We start from the raw sequence: 18,590 nt of genomic DNA, 5'->3' as shown, positions 1-18,590 counted from the left end.
ACAGCAACTCCAGCCTCGCCGGGCAGACCCGCCAACGACATCACGCTTTGAAGGTCAGTAGTCGCCAGGAAGCTTCAAGACGCCTTCTCCCAGATGCGCCGATCGCGGCCACGCCGCTCCGGCATCCGCGTCGAATTCTCCGTCCGTCCCGACGCCTTTGCCCCGCAGCCGCTACCGGAGATTGATGAGGAGCAGCTGGTGCGTGTCCGCGCGTGTCCGGGATGTCACCTGCACTACGCGGTCTTCGCGGAGCACCGTTTCTGCCCGCAGTGTGGGCAGCTCGCCCCTGGCCACGTCGCGTTCGACGCACTGGCCGCGGACACGGCCAGGCTTGATGCGTTCGCACAGTTGCCGGTCGAGGCCGGCGCTGCATTGCGTGAGCAAGGCGTCTTCGATCGTCTCTGGATCGACACGGTGGAGAACGTGGTCGGCGTGGTCGAGGCCCTTGCCAGCGCCGTCTACCACGCGCACGTCTCCGATGCGGCCGTGCAGCTCAAGGGGAAGGGCAACATCTTTCAGCGCCTGCTGGATGCTGCTGATCTGTTCGCTGCGGCCGGGTTCCGGGACTTGCGCACAGAGATTGACGCGGCGACGTGGTTGCGGCTGGAGAAGGCATGGGCGGCCCGCCACGTTTTCACGCATAACGACGGCATCGTGGACACGAGGTATCTCGAGAAGGTGCCCCATTCGGGCATGCGGCTCGGGCAGCGCCTCAGCCTGTCAGACCCGCTGTGCCGGGAGGTGCTCGCCGACGTGGAAGTTCTGTGTCGCGCCATCCTCGCCCTGACTCCGTGACCGTTGATGCGCCCCGGCCCGGAGGATCGGCGAGGATCCATACCACCGAGGCTCGATCCGGCTCCGACTGCTGGGCCGTGCTACTTCGACGTCTGCACCGAGGTGTTGTCGCCCGACGGCGGCGAGTAGCGCCTCGGTGCTCACCCGGTTCCCGTCGATGAACGGGTTGGCGGAGGCTGGCAGGCCGAAGAGCGCGTAGATGCGGACCAGCGCCTCTTATGCGTCGCGTTCCGGGCCTTCGGCGGCGACCCATGAACGGTCCCAGTTCTGGGCGCTGGCCGGGCAAAGGTCTAGTCTGTGCGAGCTCTTTGAACGGTCGGGTTCGAGTCGAGTCGGCGACCGTTGCAATCCGCCCTCGGGATCGAGACGACCTCTTCGTACTCTCCGAAAAGGTAGCGTTCGCCGGTTTCCATCCACCGCTCCGGCTCCCACTGCTCCCAATCGTTGCCGGGTGCACGCGGAGCGCTTGACATGCTCCCAGAGCGGCTGACGGCCCGTTCTTCTTGATCAAAAACCGATCTCCGCACAGGCTTCACGGTCTGCTTGGGCATCGGCGCTTTGCGTAATGCAACCTGCGTGTCATAGTTTTGATGGTGCCTGCGGTGGTGGCCGTGGTGCCGTGGCTCACGGGAGAGGGAGGCGCGAGAGTGCCGAGCCAGCAGCGCGGACATAATCGATCGCGCCATGTTCAGCTTGAGATTCCTACACCTGAACTGCTGCCCAAACAGCCCGACGACGAAGGTGCTCTTGCGCAGGCCCGCTTCGAGTTCCAAGCCGCCATCGGCGCACGATGGTTCCTCAACGGCCTCAACGACGGCCAACTTATCTCAATAGGCTGCGAAGGGCTTGAGGACCTCGTCGTGCAGACGATCCACGGGATCGCCCTGGTCGACGTTAAGCACCGTGAGCCGAACCGCGGGCCCTGGACACTGGAGGTTCTGTGCAGTGAAGGTGGCCTAGCGCACCTGTTCGATCGGTGGATCTATAGCACCGACAAGATGGCAGATGTCGAGTCGTTCCACATTTCGAACGCCGGGCTGAGAACCGGGGCCTGGCAGGTCCAGAAGCTCAGTGACCTGTGCGACTCACCTAGTCCTTCGCCCGGTGATGTCCTCGCCTTCGCTCGCCATCTGACCTGCCGGTTCCTGACCTTGCGTGAAAAAACAGGAGCCCGGTTCGAGCGGATTCCACGCCGACCGGCCCCTGCTCGCCCGGAAGAACTCGCCGCCGACGACGAGCTGATCCTATTGTGCAGCGACTTCATAAGGTCTCTCAGCTTCGTCAACGTCCCGCATCGCGATCAAATCGGGGCGGTCACCGTTGCGGAACTCGTCCTGCCTTATCTGCGCCGCCACGGCATGGATGGCCACTCCGCTCAAGACTGCTACGACGCGCTCGTCAAGAGGATCTATAAGGCGAGCCGCACCTTCGGCGACCGAAGAATCGACCTGGTCCACAGAACCGTCGGCACCGGCACCAGCCTTGCCGACGCGCAGCACCAAAGCCAGGTCGCGGCGCGTACCATCACGGTCGACGTCGCGCGCGAGGCGCTCCACAACGGCGGCGCGTCCCCGCTGTTCCCACCGAATGTCGATCCGCTCGATGCGCCGGGCGGTGCCGATCTGTTGCGCAAGATGCGGGACGGAGAAATCTCGCACACCCAGCGGCGCTTCGCAGAGCGAGCACGCTCAGCGTGGTACACCACTTGGAGCACGCACCGCCTCGACCTGCCCGGCGACGCAGCCGCGCTGCAAGGAATCGAGCTTCAGGTCATTCAGCAGGTCATCGATGCGCAACGGGCCGCGCGAGCAGCCGGCGAACCATACGGGCAAGCACTGTTCGACGCGCTCCGAGACACCGTGCGGGTCGAGGATTTCGCCGATAGACCGCAACTGCGGATGAACAACCTGCACGCCCTAGGAGTCGCCTTTAACCTCTGCGACGCATGCGACTTCGACTTCCAGCCGACCCAGCGCGCCACGGAGGTGGATCCGACGCTATGACCCCCAGACGCCGCGCCGACAACGCCGCTGCCCTGCGCCGCGAGCACAAATCACGCATCGCGGTGGCAGACGAGGACGCCTATCACCAGGCCCGCGTCCTTCTGCTGATCGACGCATTCACCAAGAGGACACGCGGCCTGGGAGACATTGAGCGACTGATTGTCCTCGACAGTGTCCTGCGCTTTCCCTGGATTCTGCCCCGCCTCCCCTTTAAGCCGCGCAGAGCGTGGCCGGACCGTCTCGCGCCGGATGAGCGCGAAGTCGCCGCATTCGATGCCCGGTACGCGCCCGCGCGCTACGGCCCCTGGACCGACCGCTACGAGCTGATCATCCGAGCGCTTGTCGGACGAGGGCTGGTCAGTGACCACGCGGCATCACCCGAAGACTTCAAGACCACGACCTCCGGCCGCCGAGCCGCGTCACAGCTGACACGACTCTCGGAGTGGTCGCTGCAGCACGACCGCGCAGCCTACCTCTACAAGCACGCCAACCTCGCGACACGCACGCTCGACGAGGCAGTGCGCCAAGCCCTGAGCCTGACTGCAAGGGAGGGCGTCTGACGATGGCTCAAACTTTCCGTCTCGTCTCTCTTCGCGTCCAAACCCGCGAAACCCACAAGGACTACCAGTTCCACCGCTCGCTCACCGTGTTCACTGGTTCAGTCGGCACTGGAAAATCAAGCCTGCTGATGCTCGTCAAGCACACGCTCGGCGGGCGCGCGGCGCTCACCCCCGCAGTCCGCCAGCACGTCATCTCGGCAACCTTGGAGCTCCGGGTCGGTGAGCACCACGTCAAGCTGCGTCGAGCAGTGCCGGACAACTCTCCCGAAGGCATCATAGAGATCCTCGATCTCGACGGCACCGTCGAGGAGCACGTGCCCGCGCGCGCCCGCCGCGGAGTCCGAGAACCCCACACCCTCTCAGACCGTCTCCTGGCATGGCTCGAAATCCCGCGCGAACGCATCGTCACCAACCGCCGCGGGCGGAGAGCCGAGACGATCTCGATCACCTTCCTCAACCTCCTGCCCTACCTCTTTCTTGAGGCCAGGGACATGGACCGCTCGATCGCCGGCAGCGCGGAAACCATCACCAACAGAGCCCGCAAGCACCTGTTCGAGCTGCTCTTCGGGCTCACCAACGAACAGCTTCTCGCCCTGCAACGTACGGAGAATGAACTCGCCGTCGAGCTGCGCAATACGACAGACCGCGTCGGTGCGATCTCAACATTCCTCCAGGATGTCGCGACACCACCCCTCGACGAAATCCACGCGACGCAACAGAGCGTCCGCACAGACCTCACAGAGGCTCGTACCGCACTAGATGCACTGCATCGCGAGATCGCCGTCGGCACGCGCGTGGACGAAGCAGTACAACGCGACATCTCCCACGCCGTCGACGAACAACGAGACCTCACAAAGCGCACCGAAATGCTCCAAGCCGCCGTCGAGTCACGACGCAGCATCACCGCGCAACTCGAACTCGACTTCTCCCGCCACATCCACGCACGAACCGCACGCGAGACCCTACAGAATTTCGAGTTTGTCTCGTGCCCACGCTGTGCCCAAGCCCTCCGCGACCGCGTCGTCGAACCCGACCAGTGCCCCGTCTGCCTCCAGCCCGACTTGCCACCGGCCGATCGCGAACAGGGTGCGGAACTCGCGCGCCTTCAGCAACGCCTGGTGGAATATCGCACACGCCTCGAGGCAGACGAGGCTTCGCTTGCACAACAGGAGTCACTGCTCCAACTTGCGCGAGCGCACACAACGCAGCTACAGCGACGACTCGACGAGATGACACGCCAGAGCGTCGCGCCCCGACTGGCCAAAGCCGAACAACTCAGCTCGCAACAAGCCGCCCTTCGCGCACAGCTTGAGCATCTAAGCCGCTCAGCTGACCTGTGGCGAAGCTTGGAGAACCTCCGCGCTCAACGCGCGCAGATCCAGGCCGAACTCAAAGAGGTCAGGAGTAGCCTAAGGCGACTGAAGATAGAGCTCGCCGAGGCGAGCCGCCGAGTAGATGCAGCCAGCGGCGCCTTCAATCGCGAGGTGCAGGCCATCGGCATACCCGGTGTGACCGAGCCTATGATCAGCCGCTCGGACTACCTGCCCTACTGCGACGGCGTTGTTTTCGACCAGGTCCAGGCATCAGGTGGTGGCCTGCTGACCGCATTACATATCGCCTATAGCATGAGCCTGATCGACGTAGCCCTCGACGACGCAAACGTACTCCTGCCGCTCTTCCTTATGATCGACTCTCCACGCAGGGCTATTGGCCAGACCGCCGACGACGCGGCACTGAGCCGCCGCATCTACAGCCGCCTCGCTGTCCTCGCTGCCGGAGGCCGCACGCAGTTGATCATCGCCGACAACGACCTGCCGGATGAGGCGCGCGCCGAACTCGCCATCAGCGGCTACACCATCAAGGAATTCACCTACGGTCTCGGAGCGATGATCCCCGACGTCGAACACTCAGGGCTTTCGGCCGATCTACCGACAGTCGAGTCGGTCGAAGGGGACGATGAAGGCGAATAACTGGCTGTGGCGTGCCATACTGTGTTATGGCTGTTGAGCTGCGCGAATGCTGGTGTGCGTCGCAGGATCTCAGCTCAAGCGTCTCAGCCTTATCTGCTGGTGCTCTGTGGCTGTCCTGTCACAGTTGCATTGTTGGCACGGTCTTATGTTTAAGAACATTGCAATATTGATGCTGCTTTAGGAGATCGCGATGCTGCGGCGTCAGCCGGGTCGGCGAGGCCGACGTTGAAGTGACCGCGCGGTGATCGCGGCGCTGGTGCAGTTGTTGCCTAAGCCTCTGCGTGCGCATGGGACCGTGACGCCGGGCACGCTGATGCCCTGCGGCGGTGGACGGTGGCGGCGAAGTGGCCCCAGCCGCAGCCTTCGGGTCGCTCCTCGATCCCGCCGGCGTTGGTCGAGCTGATCGTCCGGTTGGCCAAAGAGAATCGGCTCGCCGCGTACCGTCAACCGTCTTGAACTCGATGGAAGCGGCGCACGAGATTGCCCGCACGGATACTCGGTCACCTCCTCGACCGACGGCACGACATGGTCCTCGCTATCGCCTCGGGCGCTGGCACAGGCAGCAGGCTGACATCGACTTGCTGTCTTCAGCCAGCTTCGCGGGTCTAATTTGTGCAGAAGGCCATCTGCCCAGAGCGGTTGGGCGAGGACGGGATCCGCGTCGAGGATCTTGTCGCAGTGGTGCGGGGGGAGGAAGAGGGCAACTCCGTCGAAGTACAGCAGGAGCGCCTTGATCAACTCCATCGACTGCTCGGGCCAGATCCACGCAGTGTGATAGTGGGCGAGTTCTGGGCGATCAGTGGAGTCCGTCACGACACTCAGTCTGCCCGTCGGTTCCGACAGACTCTGGCGACCAGTCAGACGTTCGGCGGCCTCGATCACACCGTTGAGGCTGGCGACGACGAGATTCTGAGTGCCATCCTCTCGGCCCTTGGGCTTCGGTAAAATGAGCATGGTTGGTGCCGGCGGTTGGCGATAGTCGAGTATGGATGAGGCATGAACCGGATCACAGAAGTCACCCGGCTCAGGATCCTGGACGGGCTCACGCAGGTTGGCGCTTTGTGGTTCGGTCGTCTTGACGACGTGCGCTTCCTCCGTCGCCTCTACGACCTCAGCGCCCTTCCCAGCGAGGACCCCCGTTTCACGACTGCGGAGCAGGACATCGTCCAGCACCGGGTCCGGAACGATGATTGGGAGGACAACTGGGTCTTCCAAGATGCCCGGCTCGGGCTCGCGGACGGAACCGACGAAGTGCTGCTCGCCTTCCTCGTTGAGATGCTGAACCCGGTCGTACGGTCCGACCGTGGTGAGGTCGAGCGTCTGCTGGCAGTGTTCAACGACGCGTTGGCGTACGACGGGTACACGATCGTCGAAACTGGGCAGATCAGCGGCGCACCGGTTTATGGCTACCGTGCGACCGGAGCCGATCGATCGATCTTCCCGACGGCCCCCTCTGGTGCGGCTGCCGCGATACCGACCGCACCGGCTACTTCGGAGGGTGAGCGTGAGCAAGCGCTGATCTCGTCGTACGGTCAGCTGCGCTTCGATGAGGTGGAAGATCGGGCTGACGGGCTCCTGGATGTGCTCGTCGACGTCATCACCATGGACGGCGGTCGGCCGAGAAAGCTGACGCAATCGCTCATCGAGGGCTCACGCGCACTCGGCGTAGAGCTGGACGGCGCCTCGTACATCATCGACGTGCTGTGGCCAGAGACGCCTGTAGACATCGGGTTGCTCGAACAGGTCGCGAGGGCCGCTGCCGGGCGGAGTTCACGGACGCCGCGCGTCGTGCTGTGCGGCTCAGGTTTTACACCGGAGATCGTGGCCGGGGCGTCTGACCGTGAATCCGGGGGATGCGCTCTGCTTGACGCCTCTCACCTGGAGGCCATGCTGTGCCGCCTTGTCTCACCAAGCTTGGTGCTTGACCAAGTGCACAAGCAGATCGAGTTCGCGGGCAGAGCGTTCACAGCCCTCGCGGACCTTGTCGCGGGGGAGGCGCCTGCCCCGGCCAGAATGTGGACGCCGGACAAACAGCCCGCGCCGTGGACCGTCAACGATAAGCCGTCGGGCGCCGCGTCGATTAGTGTTGGCCTTGTCGGTGACCCCGGCTGGGAGCAGCCGTCAGGACTGTCTGCGGGGCCGCCTGGGCATGTGTTCGTGACGGTTGATTCAGGTGTTCTTGACCTCGACACTCGCCGTGGCACCACATCGTGGCTTGTGTTCGTTCCCGGTTGCCACGGTCCTGCTTTGCGCACGCCGGACGGACGCATACTGGTCGCTTGCGGCCGTGCGGTCATTGAGGCGGAAGGCACCTCGATCAGGGCGGTTGCTGGTGCTTTTGACCTGTCGGCGCGGCTGGTGCCTGGTGACGACGGTGAGGTCTGGGTTCTCGCGGGTGCCAACGTCGTTCATGACCTGCATGACGAGCGCTCCATCTCGCTGACGCGCATCGGGAGGGGCGTTGGTGACCAGTTGACCCGGCAGATTGTGTTTCCTGCAGCGGTCCGTAGCGCGGTGAGCCTTGGCCGGCACAGGTTCTTCCTCGCCGCGTCGGGACACTCCGCCGTGGTCGACCTGGACCGGAGTAGCCGTGTGTCACGGAGTGCGTGGCTCGAGTCCGCTGGGTCGTACCCGGCGAACAGTGTGCGGGATTTCGCTGGCAATATCGTGACGGCCTCCGGTACGGGAACGGGCACCCGCGTGCTTGTGCACCGTACGGATCCGGAGAACGGCGCTGCGGAGCTGCTGGCGGATCTCGCTCTTAACCGGGTAGATGGTCTGGCAGAAGACGGCGCCTCTGGCGTTTACCTGCTGGGAGACGTACGCGGAAACGGTCCCGACCCGCGACCGTTGCTGCTCCACCTCAGGTTCGCGCACGCTCCGGCTCAGGTGGCTGCGCCAGGTGCGAGTGCTGCCTCCGATCAGCATGATTACCTTGAGCCGTACGACGTGGTACTTGCTGCAGCATGTGGCAATCGACGGGACTACGCGCTCGACAACCGCCCGCTCGATGACGGCGGCCAGGGCGCGGTGTTCCGGGCAGAGCACAAGCCGTCCGGCCTCTTTGTCGCCTTCAAGAAGCGGAGCTCTGGGCTGGACGCCGCTGTCGCGCGGATGAGACGCGAGATCGAGTTCGGACGGCAGTTCGGTGAGGATCCCCACGTCATGCCGGTGCTCGACGCTGACGCGAATGCCTCTTGGTTCACGATGCCGCTTGCCGAAGGCACCGCTGAAACCCTGGCGCTTGCACTTCAGGCCCCGGACGAGCTGCGCGCGATGGTCACCGCAGTATGCGGTGCGCTCAGCCTCGCCCACGGGTTCGGCTGGATCCACCGCGATATCAAGCCGGCGAACATCTTGAGGCTCGACGGCAGGTGGGTTCTTGCGGACTGGGGGCTCGGGCGTCGCGCGCGGGGCCAGACCACCTTTCCCGGCCGTACGAAGGTGGGAGTCACCTACGGTACGGAAGGGTTCGCCGCCCCAGAGTTGTCGATCGACGCCCATCAGGCTGATGGGCGGGCAGACATCTACAGCATCGGCCAGGTCATCGGATGGGCGCTGACGAGGAAGTGGCCGCAGGCGAATGTTCCGCTCATGCCAGCGACGGGATCGTGGCGGCACATCGTCAGAGAGGCGACGCGGCTCGAGCCCGATCATCGACCCGCCGACATCGCGGCGCTGCTCGAGCTCATTCACATCGAGCTCGACCCGGCGGCAGAGGAGCCGGCCAGCGTAGGCGAACGACTTCTCGCTGAGGCTAAAGCCGGCCGGGGCAGGGCTATTGGCGAACTGCTCGACCTTGCGTCCCGGCATCCAGCAAGTTATGAGCTATACGTTGAAATCCTGCTGGGTCTCGATCCTCAGGCTCTTGCGGCTGAACTCGTTGCCATCCCGCAGCGCGGACGCGACGTGGTACGAGCGATGAACGCGCAGACGCCAGGGCCATCGGTTGTGATGGAGTATTGGCAGGTAGATCGCATCATCCGGCTGATGCTGGCGGTGGCCAGAGCCGCCGAGGCCGAGGCGCTGTGGGAGCTCGTTGAAGAGGCAGCGTCCGGTCTCGCAGAGCGCGACGCCGACTGGGACCGATGGGACGTTCAAAAAGACATCAGTACCTGGTTGCGTGAGATCACCGGTGACGCGGCGAGCATTGCCGCTTCGTCGCTTCGTCGCTATCCGAAGTCGGCCCAGCACTTCGCCCACTTGGCCAACGACAGGCACGTGGACCCACGTGTCCGAAGCGCACTCGCAGCATCTGGAGGTACAGACGATTAGCAGGCGAGATGAAGCGCGCGCTGGTCGGGCTCGCGCATCCGATCCCAGGGCGTGAACTCCACGGCCGTCTCCCAAGTAGAGTCGAGCGCTCAAGGATAAGGGGGACGCAACTGAGCACGCAGCGGATTGGCTGCTGACGCCATTATATGAAACATGATCGACCCAGCAGCGCGGCCGTTCACGGTGTCACCGTGGGCTGTCTCTGGTTGGCCTGCTCCCGTGCGAGGCGCGAAGCTCGCTGGGCCGCAGTTTCGGTAGATGTCAAGTCCAGTGAGACAGCTTGTTTCTAGTTGTTGCGCAGGTGGGCTGGCAGGGGCGGTCGGGTTATGGCGTTGGGGTCGTTGATCCAGACGGTTTCGGGGATGGTAGGGGCGGTGGGGCGGCGGGCGAAGCGTTCGGGGTTGGCGGTATAGGCAGCGTTCAGGACGAGTTGGCGCTGGTCGCGGATGAGTTCGGCGGTTCCGTGGTGCACGGAGGCCGGGGTGTGCCAGCCGATGCCGGAGTGGCGGTGGGCGTGGTTGTAGTGGGGGAGGTAGGCGTTGACGTATTCAGTCGCGTGGGCGAGGTCGGCGAAGACCTCGGGGAAATAGGGGTCGTATTTTAGGGTTCTGAATTGTGCTTCGGAGTAGGGGTTGTCGTTCGAGGTCTTGGGCCTGCTGTGGGAGCGGGTGATCGCGAGCCGGGTCATCAGGTCGGCGACGGACCCGGCGGTCATCGCGCTGCCGCGGTCGGCGTGGATGTAGGTGGGGCGGATGCCGCCGTTGGCCGCGATCGCGGCGGCGATGAACTCCTCGGCGTCCACGGCGTTCTCCGAGAGCGCCAGGCGCCAGCAGATCGCCTTGCGGGAGTAGATGTCGAGCATCACGTACAGGTGGAAGTAGACGCCTTTCGCGTGCGAGCGCAGGCGGGTGACGTCCCAGGACCACACGTGGTTCGGGCCGGTCGCGACGAGCTCCGGTTTCACGTTCGCCGGGTGTCCGGCCTGCCGTCGGCGTTCGCCGGCCTGGCCGTGCTCGCGCAGGATCCGGTACATCGTGGAGACCGAGCAGTGGTAGCGGCCCTCGTCGAGCTCGCGGGCGTAGAGCTGGGCGGGGGCCAGGTCGGCGTTCTCCTCGGCGTTGAGCAGGGCGAGCACCGCGGCGCGCTCGGCGTCGGTGAGCGCGCAGGGCGGCGAGGCGCGACGCGGGCGGGGACCTTGTACCGGCGGTTTCAGGCGCCGGTAGTGGGTGGCCGGGGAGCGGCCGGTCAGCCGGCACGCCGCTCGGGTGCTCAGCGCCTTTTGAAGAACGGCGAAGCAGGCGTCGAGGTCGGCTTCGACTGCGTCGGCGTGTCCGCGCTCTCGGAGAGCAGTTCCCAGAGCGCGACAACTTTTCCCAGCGCCTCCACCGCCGTCTTCTGCCGCCCGAGCTCGGTCTCGAGCCGCGCGTTGGCGTTGCGCAGCTTCTCGATCTCGGCGTCGCGCGCGTCCTTCTTCGGCCGCCTGGCCGAGGTGCGGGCATCGGTGAGCCCCGTGAGCGCACCGGCGTCGCGGGCGGTACGCCAGTCGATGATGTGCGAGTGGTACAGCCTCTCGCGCCGCAGGATCGCGCCCTTCTCGCCCTCGGGCGCGGCCTCGTACTCGGCCAGGATCCGCAGCTTGTACGCGGCCGGGAACGTGCGCCGCGTCGGGCGCGGGGCCGGATCGGGCCCGGAGGCGGACGGGGGTATGCGGGACGGGGAGGATGACATCGGGGTGGGGCTCCTTGCGGGGTACAGGTCAAGATCTACCCTAACCCGGACTAACCGGGTGACTCACCCCAGACTGGCAGAGAGGGGTTTTGCCTGGGGCGATGAAGACGCCGTCGAGCAACATGTCCATTAGCTCGACGATCGACGCGGCTTCCTCCGCCGAGATCGTCTCGTGCACCAGGTCTCCGTGGGCGATCTCGTTACCGCCGTGTCTGACTTCATGTGCCGCGTCCTTGACGTGCTCGTAGATCAGGCCTCGGGTGTGCAGTTCGTCGATCTTCTTGATGAGTGTGCCGCTTGTGATCCCCTTCGCCTTCGCTGCTGCTTCGACCACGGCTCGAGCGAGCGCAACGGCGGCGCGGAAATGTCCGACGCTTACGCATCCGTGTGCCTCCGAGGCCAGGCTCGCGATCTCATGGGGAACGAACTGCGGGTATGAGACTCGGAGTGGCTGCTGCGGATACCAGGACTCTGGGTAGAACGAGTCAGGATCGGGGGATCCGAGGTTCACATACGCGAAGTGCCCCTTGGCGAGGCACAGGGCTTCGCATCCCACGCAGCGGTAGGCCATCCATCCTGGAGGGTCCCCTCTCTGCCAGTCTGGGGTGAGTCACCCGGTTAGTCCGGGTTAGGGTAGATCTTGACCTGTACCCCGCAAGGAGCCCCACCCCGATGTCATCCTCCCCGTCCCGCATACCCCCGTCCGCCTCCGGGCCCGATCCGGCCCCGCGCCCGACGCGGCGCACGTTCCCGGCCGCGTACAAGCTGCGGATCCTGGCCGAGTACGAGGCCGCGCCCGAGGGCGAGAAGGGCGCGATCCTGCGGCGCGAGAGGCTGTACCACTCGCACATCATCGACTGGCGTACCGCCCGCGACGCCGGTGCGCTCACGGGGCTCACCGATGCCCGCACCTCGGCCAGGCGGCCGAAGAAGGACGCGCGCGACGCCGAGATCGAGAAGCTGCGCAACGCCAACGCGCGGCTCGAGACCGAGCTCGGGCGGCAGAAGACGGCGGTGGAGGCGCTGGGAAAAGTTGTCGCGCTCTGGGAACTGCTCTCCGAGAGCGCGGACACGCCGACGCAGTCGAAGCCGACCTCGACGCCTGCTTCGCCGTTCTTCAAAAGGCGCTGAGCACCCGAGCGGCGTGCCGGCTGACCGGCCGCTCCCCGGCCACCCACTACCGGCGCCTGAAACCGCCGGTACAAGGTCCCCGCCCGCGTCGCGCCTCGCCGCCCTGCGCGCTCACCGACGCCGAGCGCGCCGCGGTGCTCGCCCTGCTCAACGCCGAGGAGAACGCCGACCTCGGCCCCCGCCCAGCTCTACGCCCGCGAGCTCGACGAGGGCCGCTACCACTGCTCGGTCTCCACGATGTACCGGATCCTGCGCGAGCACGGCCAGGCCGGCGAACGCCGACGGCAGGCCGGACACCCGGCGAACGTGAAACCGGAGCTCGTCGCGACCGGCCCGAACCACGTGTGGTCCTGGGACGTCACCCGCCTGCGCTCGCACGCGAAAGGCGTCTACTTCCACCTGTACGTGATGCTCGACATCTACTCCCGCAAGGCGATCTGCTGGCGCCTGGCGCTCTCGGAGAACGCCGTGGACGCCGAGGAGTTCATCGCCGCCGCGATCGCGGCCAACGGCGGCATCCGCCCCACCTACATCCACGCCGACCGCGGCAGCGCGATGACCGCCGGGTCCGTCGCCGACCTGATGACCCGGCTCGCGATCACCCGCTCCCACAGCAGGCCCAAGACCTCGAACGACAACCCCTACTCCGAAGCACAATTCAGAACCCTAAAATACGACCCCTATTTCCCCGAGGTCTTCGCCGACCTCGCCCACGCGACTGAATACGTCAACGCCTACCTCCCCCACTACAACCACGCCCACCGCCACTCCGGCATCGGCTGGCACACCCCGGCCTCCGTGCACCACGGAACCGCCGAACTCATCCGCGACCAGCGCCAACTCGTCCTGAACGCTGCCTATACCGCCAACCCCGAACGCTTCGCCCGCCGCCCCACCGCCCCTACCATCCCCGAAACCGTCTGGATCAACGACCCCAACGCCATAACCCGACCGCCCCTGCCAGCCCACCTGCGCAACAACTAGAAACAAGCTGTCTCACTGGACTTGACATCTACCGGTCGGCGCTGCTGCTCCAGTCGAACGGGAGGAGTCCGGCCGACTCCGGGATCGCTTGCATCATCGTGTCGTGGCCACACCATCCACAGCGGGCCAGCGAGGTTAGCGTCATACCCGTCGAGGATACGGAGATTCGGGAAGCACCGCGCGTGGAATAGCCGGCGGCCCGAGACCGAAGGTCGGACGCCCGGCGGCGGGACCGCCGGGTCCAATGGCTCTCGGTAGTGAACCAAGGCGGTTTGCGTCCGTTGGCGCCCCGGCCATCGTTGGCCCTGCCGGAGATGGCGATCGTGCGATTCTGGAAGTGACGGCTGCTGCGACGGCCGATGGCTGGATCGCGGAGTCCTTTGACCGGCTGGCCGCGCGTCATCCGCAATGACGTTTCGCACGACGGGCCTCCTGGGACCACATGGCTCATCGGGCTGGCTTGGGCTTCGGCGCCGTCAAAGGTGGCGATTCATCACCCGTTGAGTCGCGCTTTCAGATTTCGGACTGCGTGCACGGCGCTCCATCCGAAGGTGCGGTCCTCGCGGAGCGGTTCGAGGAGGGCGATGGTGCTCTGGTCGCCGACCAAGGCCAGAAGGGCGATGAGCGGATCGTTGCTCAAAGCCGAGATCGGGTAAGGCATGAGCGAGGTGGCGCGGTCGCGGTGTGTTAGCCCGTAGGTGAGGATGCGCCGCGTCTCCGCAGGATAGGCATGGAGTATTTGGAGTAGCGGCGACTCGCCGGGATTGCTGTAGCTGTAGGACGCCCAGTAGAACGTTTGAAGGGGGTCCACGGCGGCATCGACGAGTTCGGTGTTCAAGCGGTTCAGGAGCGGAGCGCAGAGATCGGTACGCTCCTCGGGTGTCAGACCTGGCCGGTTGAGCCAGAAGATTATCTCCCCGTAGCCCCGCCAAGCCTCGGCGTCGCTACCGCTGTGTGAGGTGAGTAAGGCTGGCGGCGTATCGGTGTGGGCGGCGCACCCGAGGATCCCACGGAGATGGCAGCCGATCTCCTCTTGTACGAACGGGCTGCGGATGTCGAGCCGGCCGGCCCAGCGGAGAAAGGCGGGGAGCGCCGTCGGATCGCCGGCACTGAGCAGATCGTCGAGCAAGATCCTTGTGAAGAAGTTGGTGTGCTCTGCCTGGACCGCGAGAGTGTTGAGGCGGATGCGGTCATGCTCGGAGAGCGCTTCTACCGCAGAGAGGAACGGCGCGGCGACGACGTCCTCGAACTGCCCGCACACCAAGCCCATCGCGCGCTCGTAGACCTCTGGCGCTTCCGGGTGCGCAAGTACCTCAGCTATGTCGGTGCTGATCATCTCTGACGAATAGGGGGACTCGATCTGATCGTAGATGTAGAGCGTGTCGACGAGAGTGGTGGACACGAGAAGGTCTTCGCTGTGGAGTCCGTCGAGGACCTCGATGATGGCCTCGGTCGTCTCCGCGTCGGCGGCGCTGCGTACGTGGCTGGCTGTGTCCAACGCCTCGATCTGAACATGCCCGATGCGGGTTTCCCAGGCCAAAGCGAGGACGCGCGGGACCAAGGCAGCAGTGGCAGGTTCGTCGGCGTGCCGAATGAGAAGGCACAGCAGCAGCAGTTCGCCGGCCGATTCCGCGGTGCACTGGTCGAGAAGCAGCATCAGATCCGCTGCGGCCGCGCGTTCGAGGGATGCGATCGGGGTGGGGGCCGAGAGGCCGTGAGTGTCGAGCGCGTGGACGATCCAGTCGGCCGGCATGCGGCCTTCGGCGCCCCTATATGGCCCGACGAGTACGTGAGCCATCATCGATGACGCCGTGTACCGCGCTGAGGCCGCACCACGCTCGCATGCCGCACTGGTCGCTCGAATGAGCGCCACAAGCTCGTGGAAGAAGAGTGGACCCCCGGCAGTCTCGTAGACACTCAGAGCCACTAAGGTGGCTGGTCTACGGAGGTTGATCAGTGGGAGCAGCGCGAAAGAAGTACACGGCCGAGTACAAGTCCCAGGCGGTCGAGCTCGTCATCAGCTCGGGTAAGCCGGTCGCGGAGATCGCCCGCGACCTCGGCATCCATGAAGCCACCCTGGGCAACTGGGTCAATCTCGCCAAGAAGAACGGCACCGTCGTCGAGAAGCCCGTCACCGCCGATGAGCGCGCCCGGCTGCGGGAGCTCGAGGACGAGGTGCGCAAGCTGCGCATGGAAAGAGATTTCCTAAAAAAAGCAGCGGCGTGGTTTGCCAGCCAGAACCAGTGAGGTTCGCCTTCATCTCCTCCATCGTCGAGGACCAGGATGAATCAGGCATACCGCGCCGAGACCGCTACCCGATCGAGCTGATGTGCCGCATCCTGGCGGTCTCCCGATCCGGATATTACGCCTGGTCAAACCGGCAAGAGTCGGCACACACCCAGCGCGACGCCGAGCTGACCGCCGAGATCGTGAAGATAGACCAGGACCACGAGGGCCGCTACGGGATCGACCGCATCCACGCCGAACTGGCCAAGGCGGGCCACGCCACCTCGCAGCGCCGGGTCCGCCGCCTGGCACGGGCCGCCGGCCTGCGCTGCGTACATCCGGCCGCCAGACGCAAGAACACCACCATGCAGGACCCTGCGAACAACCGCGGCCTGCTCGACCTGGTCGAACGCGACTTCTTCCCCGACGCGCCGAACGAGATCTGGTACGGCGACGTCACCTACATCTGGACCCTGGCCGGCTGGGCGTACCTGGCGACAGTGATCGACGGGTTCTCCCGCCAGGTGATCGGATGGGCCGTGGCCGACCACATGCGCGAGGAACTCGTCCTGGACGCGCTGCGCATGGCGATCGCCCGCCGCCGACCAGCACAGGGCCAGACCGTGATGCACACCGACCGAGGCAGCGTCTACACCGGACGCGCATTCCGCGACCTGTGCCTCGACCACGGCATGCTGCCCTCGGTCGGCAACACCGGAATCTGCTTCGATAACGCCGCCGCCGAGTCGTTCAACGCGCTCTACAAGAAGGAACTCATACATCTGTCGATCTGGAGCGAGCTGAAGCAGGTCCGTGCGGCCACCTTCGAGTACATCGAGACCTACTACAACCGCACACGGATCCAGCGCCAGCTCGGATACCTGAGCCCATCTCAATACGAGTCAATTTTTGACAACAAGCTTGCATTAGCAGCATAATACTTACTGTCTACGAAACTGCACGGCGTCCAGAGGCCATGGCGACCCGCGGCGCCGATCGCGATGAAAACCGCGACCTCGTAGCTACTCCATGCCCGGGCCGGCTCCGCGTGGTAGTGACCCAACTCGCTGTCAGGCTTCACCATCGTCCGCTGCGCGACCTCGGTGGCAAGGCCGAGCAGGCGGTGTGCCTCACCGTGCAGGACCTGCAACGCCGTCGTGCCCATGCGGCCGAGGAGTGCCTGCTCGAAAAGGTCCGTGTCGGCGAGGTGCTCCACTAGCTCGAGCACGCGGCGCGGGTCGTTTTCCAAGGAAATGACGAGCGCAGCCAGGTCGTTGTGGTGCGGGCGGGAGAGATCCTGCGCGAGTTGGGCGGGCGTCTCGTCTCGCCACCGCATTGCTTCGGCGGTGAGAAAGCGGGCGAACAGTTCATGACGGAATGCCACGCGGTTGCGATCTCGGTCGACCAGCGGGTTCTGAAGGGCCTGGCCCGCCTGGCGAGCAGAGACGCCATCGGCGGCCTGGGCCAAGCGCTCGGCCTCAGCCAGGGGAAGCCAGGTGACCAAGCGTGCGTCCATCGCCGCCGCCCAGCGGTGCATGACGAGCCGCACTGATCCGCTCCGCGGAAGGGCGCCCAGCTGGTGGCGAATGAAGCAGTCGAGTAGGACAGCCCGTCCTGAACCGCTCCGGGATCGGTCCAGACTCTATGGCTGGGGTTCCAACTGCGGTTTTGACTGTGTGAGGTAGAACTCTGTCTCGTACTCTACGGGTGGGACGTGACCTATCTCACCGTGCAGCCGGGTGTTGTTGTACCAGTCGATCCACTCGGCGGTGCCCAGTTCGACGTCGGTCAGGGTGCGCCAGGGGCCGCGCCGGTTGATCAGCTCGGTCTTGTACAGGCCGATGGTCGACTCCATCAGGGCGTTGTCGAGGGCGTCGCCCACCGTGCCGATCGAGGCGGCGATGTTCTCGCCGGCCAGATGGGCCGCGAGACGGAAACTCGTATATTGAGAACCCGCGTCGCTGTGATGGATCAAACCTTCCCGGTCCTGGCCGGCGCGGTCGCGCTGCCACAGCCCCATCTCCAGGGCGCCGAGCACGAGCGGTGTCGCCTTCGAGGTCGCGGCGGACCACCCGACGATGCGGCGGGAGAAGGTGTCGACGACGAAGGCGACGTAGACGGTCCCACCGTAGGCTTGTACATACGTGAAGTCGGCTACCCAGCAGCGGTTCGGCGCGGGGGCGACGAAGTTGCGCTGGACCAGGTCCGGGGCTCGCTCGGCGGACGGGTCGGGCACGGTGGTGCGCACCTTCTTCCCGCGCACCGCGCCAGACAGGCCCAGCTCGCGCATGAGGCGCTCGACGGTGCACCGGGCCACCTCCTGGCCGCGGCGGTTGATCTCCCGCCAGACCTTGCGGGCGCCGTAGACGCCGAAGTTCTCGCTGTGGACGCGGGCGATCAGCGCCTTGAGCTCGCCGTCGCGCACGGCGCGCGCCGAGGCCGGGCGCTTCTTGAAGTGGTAGTACGTGCTGGGATCGATACTGCAGCCGTGCGCGGTCAGCGCGGTGCAGATCGGCTCGACTCCGCCGAAGCGGTCCCGGTGCTCGTCGATGAACGCTACGAGCGTGTGTGTGGCCGGTCGAGCTCGGCCGCGAAGAAACTCGCCGCCGCCTTGAGGATCTCGTTTGCTCGCTTGAGCTCCGCGTTCTCCCGCTTGAGCCGCTTGATCTCCTCGGCCTCCGCCGTCGTGACGCCCGGGCGGGCACCGGCGTCGACCTCGGCCCGGCGCACCCAGTTCGTCAGCGTCTGGGCGGTGCCGATCCCGAGCTTCGCCGCGATCGACTTGATCGCCGCGTGCTCGGAGGGGTACTGGTCCTTCGTCTCCAGCACCAGGCGCACGGCCCGGTCACGGAGATCTTGTGGGTATGGCTTGCTCATGACGGACTTGATCCTTCCAAAAGATCAAGCCTGGATCAACT

Annotated in this window: 16 protein-coding genes; 10 read left to right on the top strand and 6 right to left on the bottom strand. The window is 65.4% G+C overall.

Features of this window, described 5'->3' with window-relative positions; all coding sequences use genetic code 11:
• Positions 1–93 precede the first annotated feature (93 nt).
• The 6 genes from ACTRO_RS06250 (at position 94) to ACTRO_RS42840 (ending at position 9,603) form a co-directional block, all read left to right on the top strand.
• Positions 94–795: a zinc ribbon domain-containing protein gene (locus ACTRO_RS06250; protein ID WP_034261893.1), complete on the top strand. Its 702-nt coding sequence runs from the start codon at positions 94–96 to the stop codon at positions 793–795.
• Positions 796–1,442: 647 nt separating this feature from the next.
• Positions 1,443–2,798: a hypothetical protein gene (locus ACTRO_RS06245; protein ID WP_157435832.1), complete on the top strand. Its 1,356-nt coding sequence runs from the start codon at positions 1,443–1,445 to the stop codon at positions 2,796–2,798.
• The gene (locus ACTRO_RS42845; protein WP_051450388.1) at positions 2,795–3,358 is read left to right on the top strand and encodes a hypothetical protein; all 564 of its coding nucleotides are present in this window, start codon (positions 2,795–2,797) and stop codon (positions 3,356–3,358) included. Before ACTRO_RS06245 ends, ACTRO_RS42845 begins: the two co-directional genes overlap by 4 nt.
• Positions 3,359–3,360: 2 nt before the next feature.
• The gene (locus tag ACTRO_RS06235; protein ID WP_034261888.1) at positions 3,361–5,328 is read left to right on the top strand and encodes a coiled-coil domain-containing protein; all 1,968 of its coding nucleotides are present in this window, start codon (positions 3,361–3,363) and stop codon (positions 5,326–5,328) included.
• A gap of 612 nt (positions 5,329–5,940) precedes the next feature.
• Entirely contained in the window at positions 5,941–6,273 is a 333-nt protein-coding gene (locus ACTRO_RS06230) for a hypothetical protein (protein ID WP_034261885.1), read from the top strand.
• A gap of 51 nt (positions 6,274–6,324) precedes the next feature.
• Positions 6,325–9,603, top strand: a complete 3,279-nt coding sequence (locus ACTRO_RS42840) for an AbiJ-related protein (RefSeq protein ID WP_051450387.1) — start codon at positions 6,325–6,327, stop codon at positions 9,601–9,603.
• A gap of 286 nt (positions 9,604–9,889) precedes the next feature.
• Here ACTRO_RS42840 and ACTRO_RS06215 read toward each other — a convergent pair whose 3' ends face one another.
• Genes ACTRO_RS06215 through ACTRO_RS42835 form a run of 3 tightly spaced genes read right to left on the bottom strand, consistent with a single transcriptional unit; the run spans position 9,890 to position 11,902 of the window.
• Positions 9,890–10,852 carry a DDE-type integrase/transposase/recombinase gene (locus ACTRO_RS06215; RefSeq protein WP_245594660.1) on the bottom strand — a complete coding sequence of 321 codons (963 nt, stop codon included), beginning with the start codon at positions 10,850–10,852 and terminating at the stop codon, positions 9,890–9,892.
• 20 nt (positions 10,853–10,872) lie between these two features.
• Complete coding sequence (locus ACTRO_RS49475) at positions 10,873–11,331, bottom strand: hypothetical protein (RefSeq protein ID WP_051450385.1); 459 nt, start codon at positions 11,329–11,331, stop codon at positions 10,873–10,875.
• Between the two features lie 40 nt (positions 11,332–11,371).
• Positions 11,372–11,902 (bottom strand): DUF4145 domain-containing protein, encoded by a 531-nt coding sequence (locus tag ACTRO_RS42835; RefSeq protein ID WP_051450386.1) that lies wholly within the window; start codon positions 11,900–11,902, stop codon positions 11,372–11,374.
• Positions 11,903–12,003: 101 nt separating this feature from the next.
• Here ACTRO_RS42835 and ACTRO_RS06200 point away from each other — a divergent pair, with 101 nt between their 5' ends.
• On the top strand, positions 12,004–12,462 hold the full coding sequence (locus ACTRO_RS06200) for a hypothetical protein (RefSeq protein ID WP_051450385.1): 459 nt from the start codon (positions 12,004–12,006) through the stop codon (positions 12,460–12,462).
• Between the two features lie 237 nt (positions 12,463–12,699).
• The gene (locus ACTRO_RS06195; RefSeq protein ID WP_084316010.1) at positions 12,700–13,446 is read left to right on the top strand and encodes a DDE-type integrase/transposase/recombinase; all 747 of its coding nucleotides are present in this window, start codon (positions 12,700–12,702) and stop codon (positions 13,444–13,446) included.
• A 493-nt stretch (positions 13,447–13,939) separates the two neighbouring features.
• Here the strand turns inward: ACTRO_RS06195 and ACTRO_RS06190 are convergent, their stop codons facing one another.
• On the bottom strand, positions 13,940–15,199 hold the full coding sequence (locus ACTRO_RS06190) for a hypothetical protein (RefSeq protein WP_034261880.1): 1,260 nt from the start codon (positions 15,197–15,199) through the stop codon (positions 13,940–13,942).
• Between the two features lie 203 nt (positions 15,200–15,402).
• Here ACTRO_RS06190 and ACTRO_RS48640 point away from each other — a divergent pair, with 203 nt between their 5' ends.
• A complete protein-coding gene (locus ACTRO_RS48640) occupies positions 15,403–15,693 on the top strand; it encodes a transposase (protein WP_034261878.1) in 291 nt (96 codons plus the stop codon).
• On the top strand, positions 15,690–16,610 hold the full coding sequence (locus tag ACTRO_RS06180; RefSeq protein WP_211244118.1) for an IS3 family transposase: 921 nt from the start codon (positions 15,690–15,692) through the stop codon (positions 16,608–16,610). The genes ACTRO_RS48640 and ACTRO_RS06180 overlap by 4 nt, the downstream gene beginning before the upstream one ends.
• Here the strand turns inward: ACTRO_RS06180 and ACTRO_RS06175 are convergent.
• Both ACTRO_RS06175 and ACTRO_RS06170 read right to left on the bottom strand, forming a co-directional pair.
• Positions 16,565–17,221 (bottom strand): hypothetical protein, encoded by a 657-nt coding sequence (locus ACTRO_RS06175; protein WP_157435828.1) that lies wholly within the window; start codon positions 17,219–17,221, stop codon positions 16,565–16,567. The genes ACTRO_RS06180 and ACTRO_RS06175 overlap by 46 nt on opposite strands.
• Positions 17,222–17,314: 93 nt before the next feature.
• A protein-coding gene (locus ACTRO_RS06170; RefSeq protein WP_245594284.1) for an IS3 family transposase occupies positions 17,315–18,549 on the bottom strand; the annotation gives its coding sequence in 2 pieces (ribosomal slippage) (positions 17,315–18,273 and positions 18,273–18,549; 1,236 coding nt in all).
• Positions 18,550–18,590: the final 41 nt, after the last annotated feature.

The organism is Actinospica robiniae DSM 44927 (genome assembly GCF_000504285.1).
Lineage (GTDB): Bacteria > Actinomycetota > Actinomycetes > Streptomycetales > Catenulisporaceae > Actinospica > Actinospica robiniae.
This window is presented reverse-complemented; position numbering and strand designations above follow the sequence as displayed.

Bases quoted from the DNA above. Each gene is read 5' to 3' on its own strand.
- ACTRO_RS06195 (WP_084316010.1), top strand. From the start codon at position 12,700: ATGTACCGGATCCTGCGCGAGCACGGCCAGGCCGGCGAACGCCGACGG.
- ACTRO_RS42835 (WP_051450386.1), bottom strand. From the start codon at position 11,902: ATGGCCTACCGCTGCGTGGGATGCGAAGCCCTGTGCCTCGCCAAGGGG.
- ACTRO_RS42840 (WP_051450387.1), top strand. From the start codon at position 6,325: ATGAACCGGATCACAGAAGTCACCCGGCTCAGGATCCTGGACGGGCTC.
- ACTRO_RS06190 (WP_034261880.1), bottom strand. From the start codon at position 15,199: ATGCCGGCCGACTGGATCGTCCACGCGCTCGACACTCACGGCCTCTCG.
- ACTRO_RS06235 (WP_034261888.1), top strand. From the start codon at position 3,361: ATGGCTCAAACTTTCCGTCTCGTCTCTCTTCGCGTCCAAACCCGCGAA.
- ACTRO_RS06250 (WP_034261893.1), top strand. From the start codon at position 94: ATGCGCCGATCGCGGCCACGCCGCTCCGGCATCCGCGTCGAATTCTCC.
- ACTRO_RS06200 (WP_051450385.1), top strand. From the start codon at position 12,004: ATGTCATCCTCCCCGTCCCGCATACCCCCGTCCGCCTCCGGGCCCGAT.
- ACTRO_RS49475 (WP_051450385.1), bottom strand. From the start codon at position 11,331: ATGTCATCCTCCCCGTCCCGCATACCCCCGTCCGCCTCCGGGCCCGAT.
- ACTRO_RS42845 (WP_051450388.1), top strand. From the start codon at position 2,795: ATGACCCCCAGACGCCGCGCCGACAACGCCGCTGCCCTGCGCCGCGAG.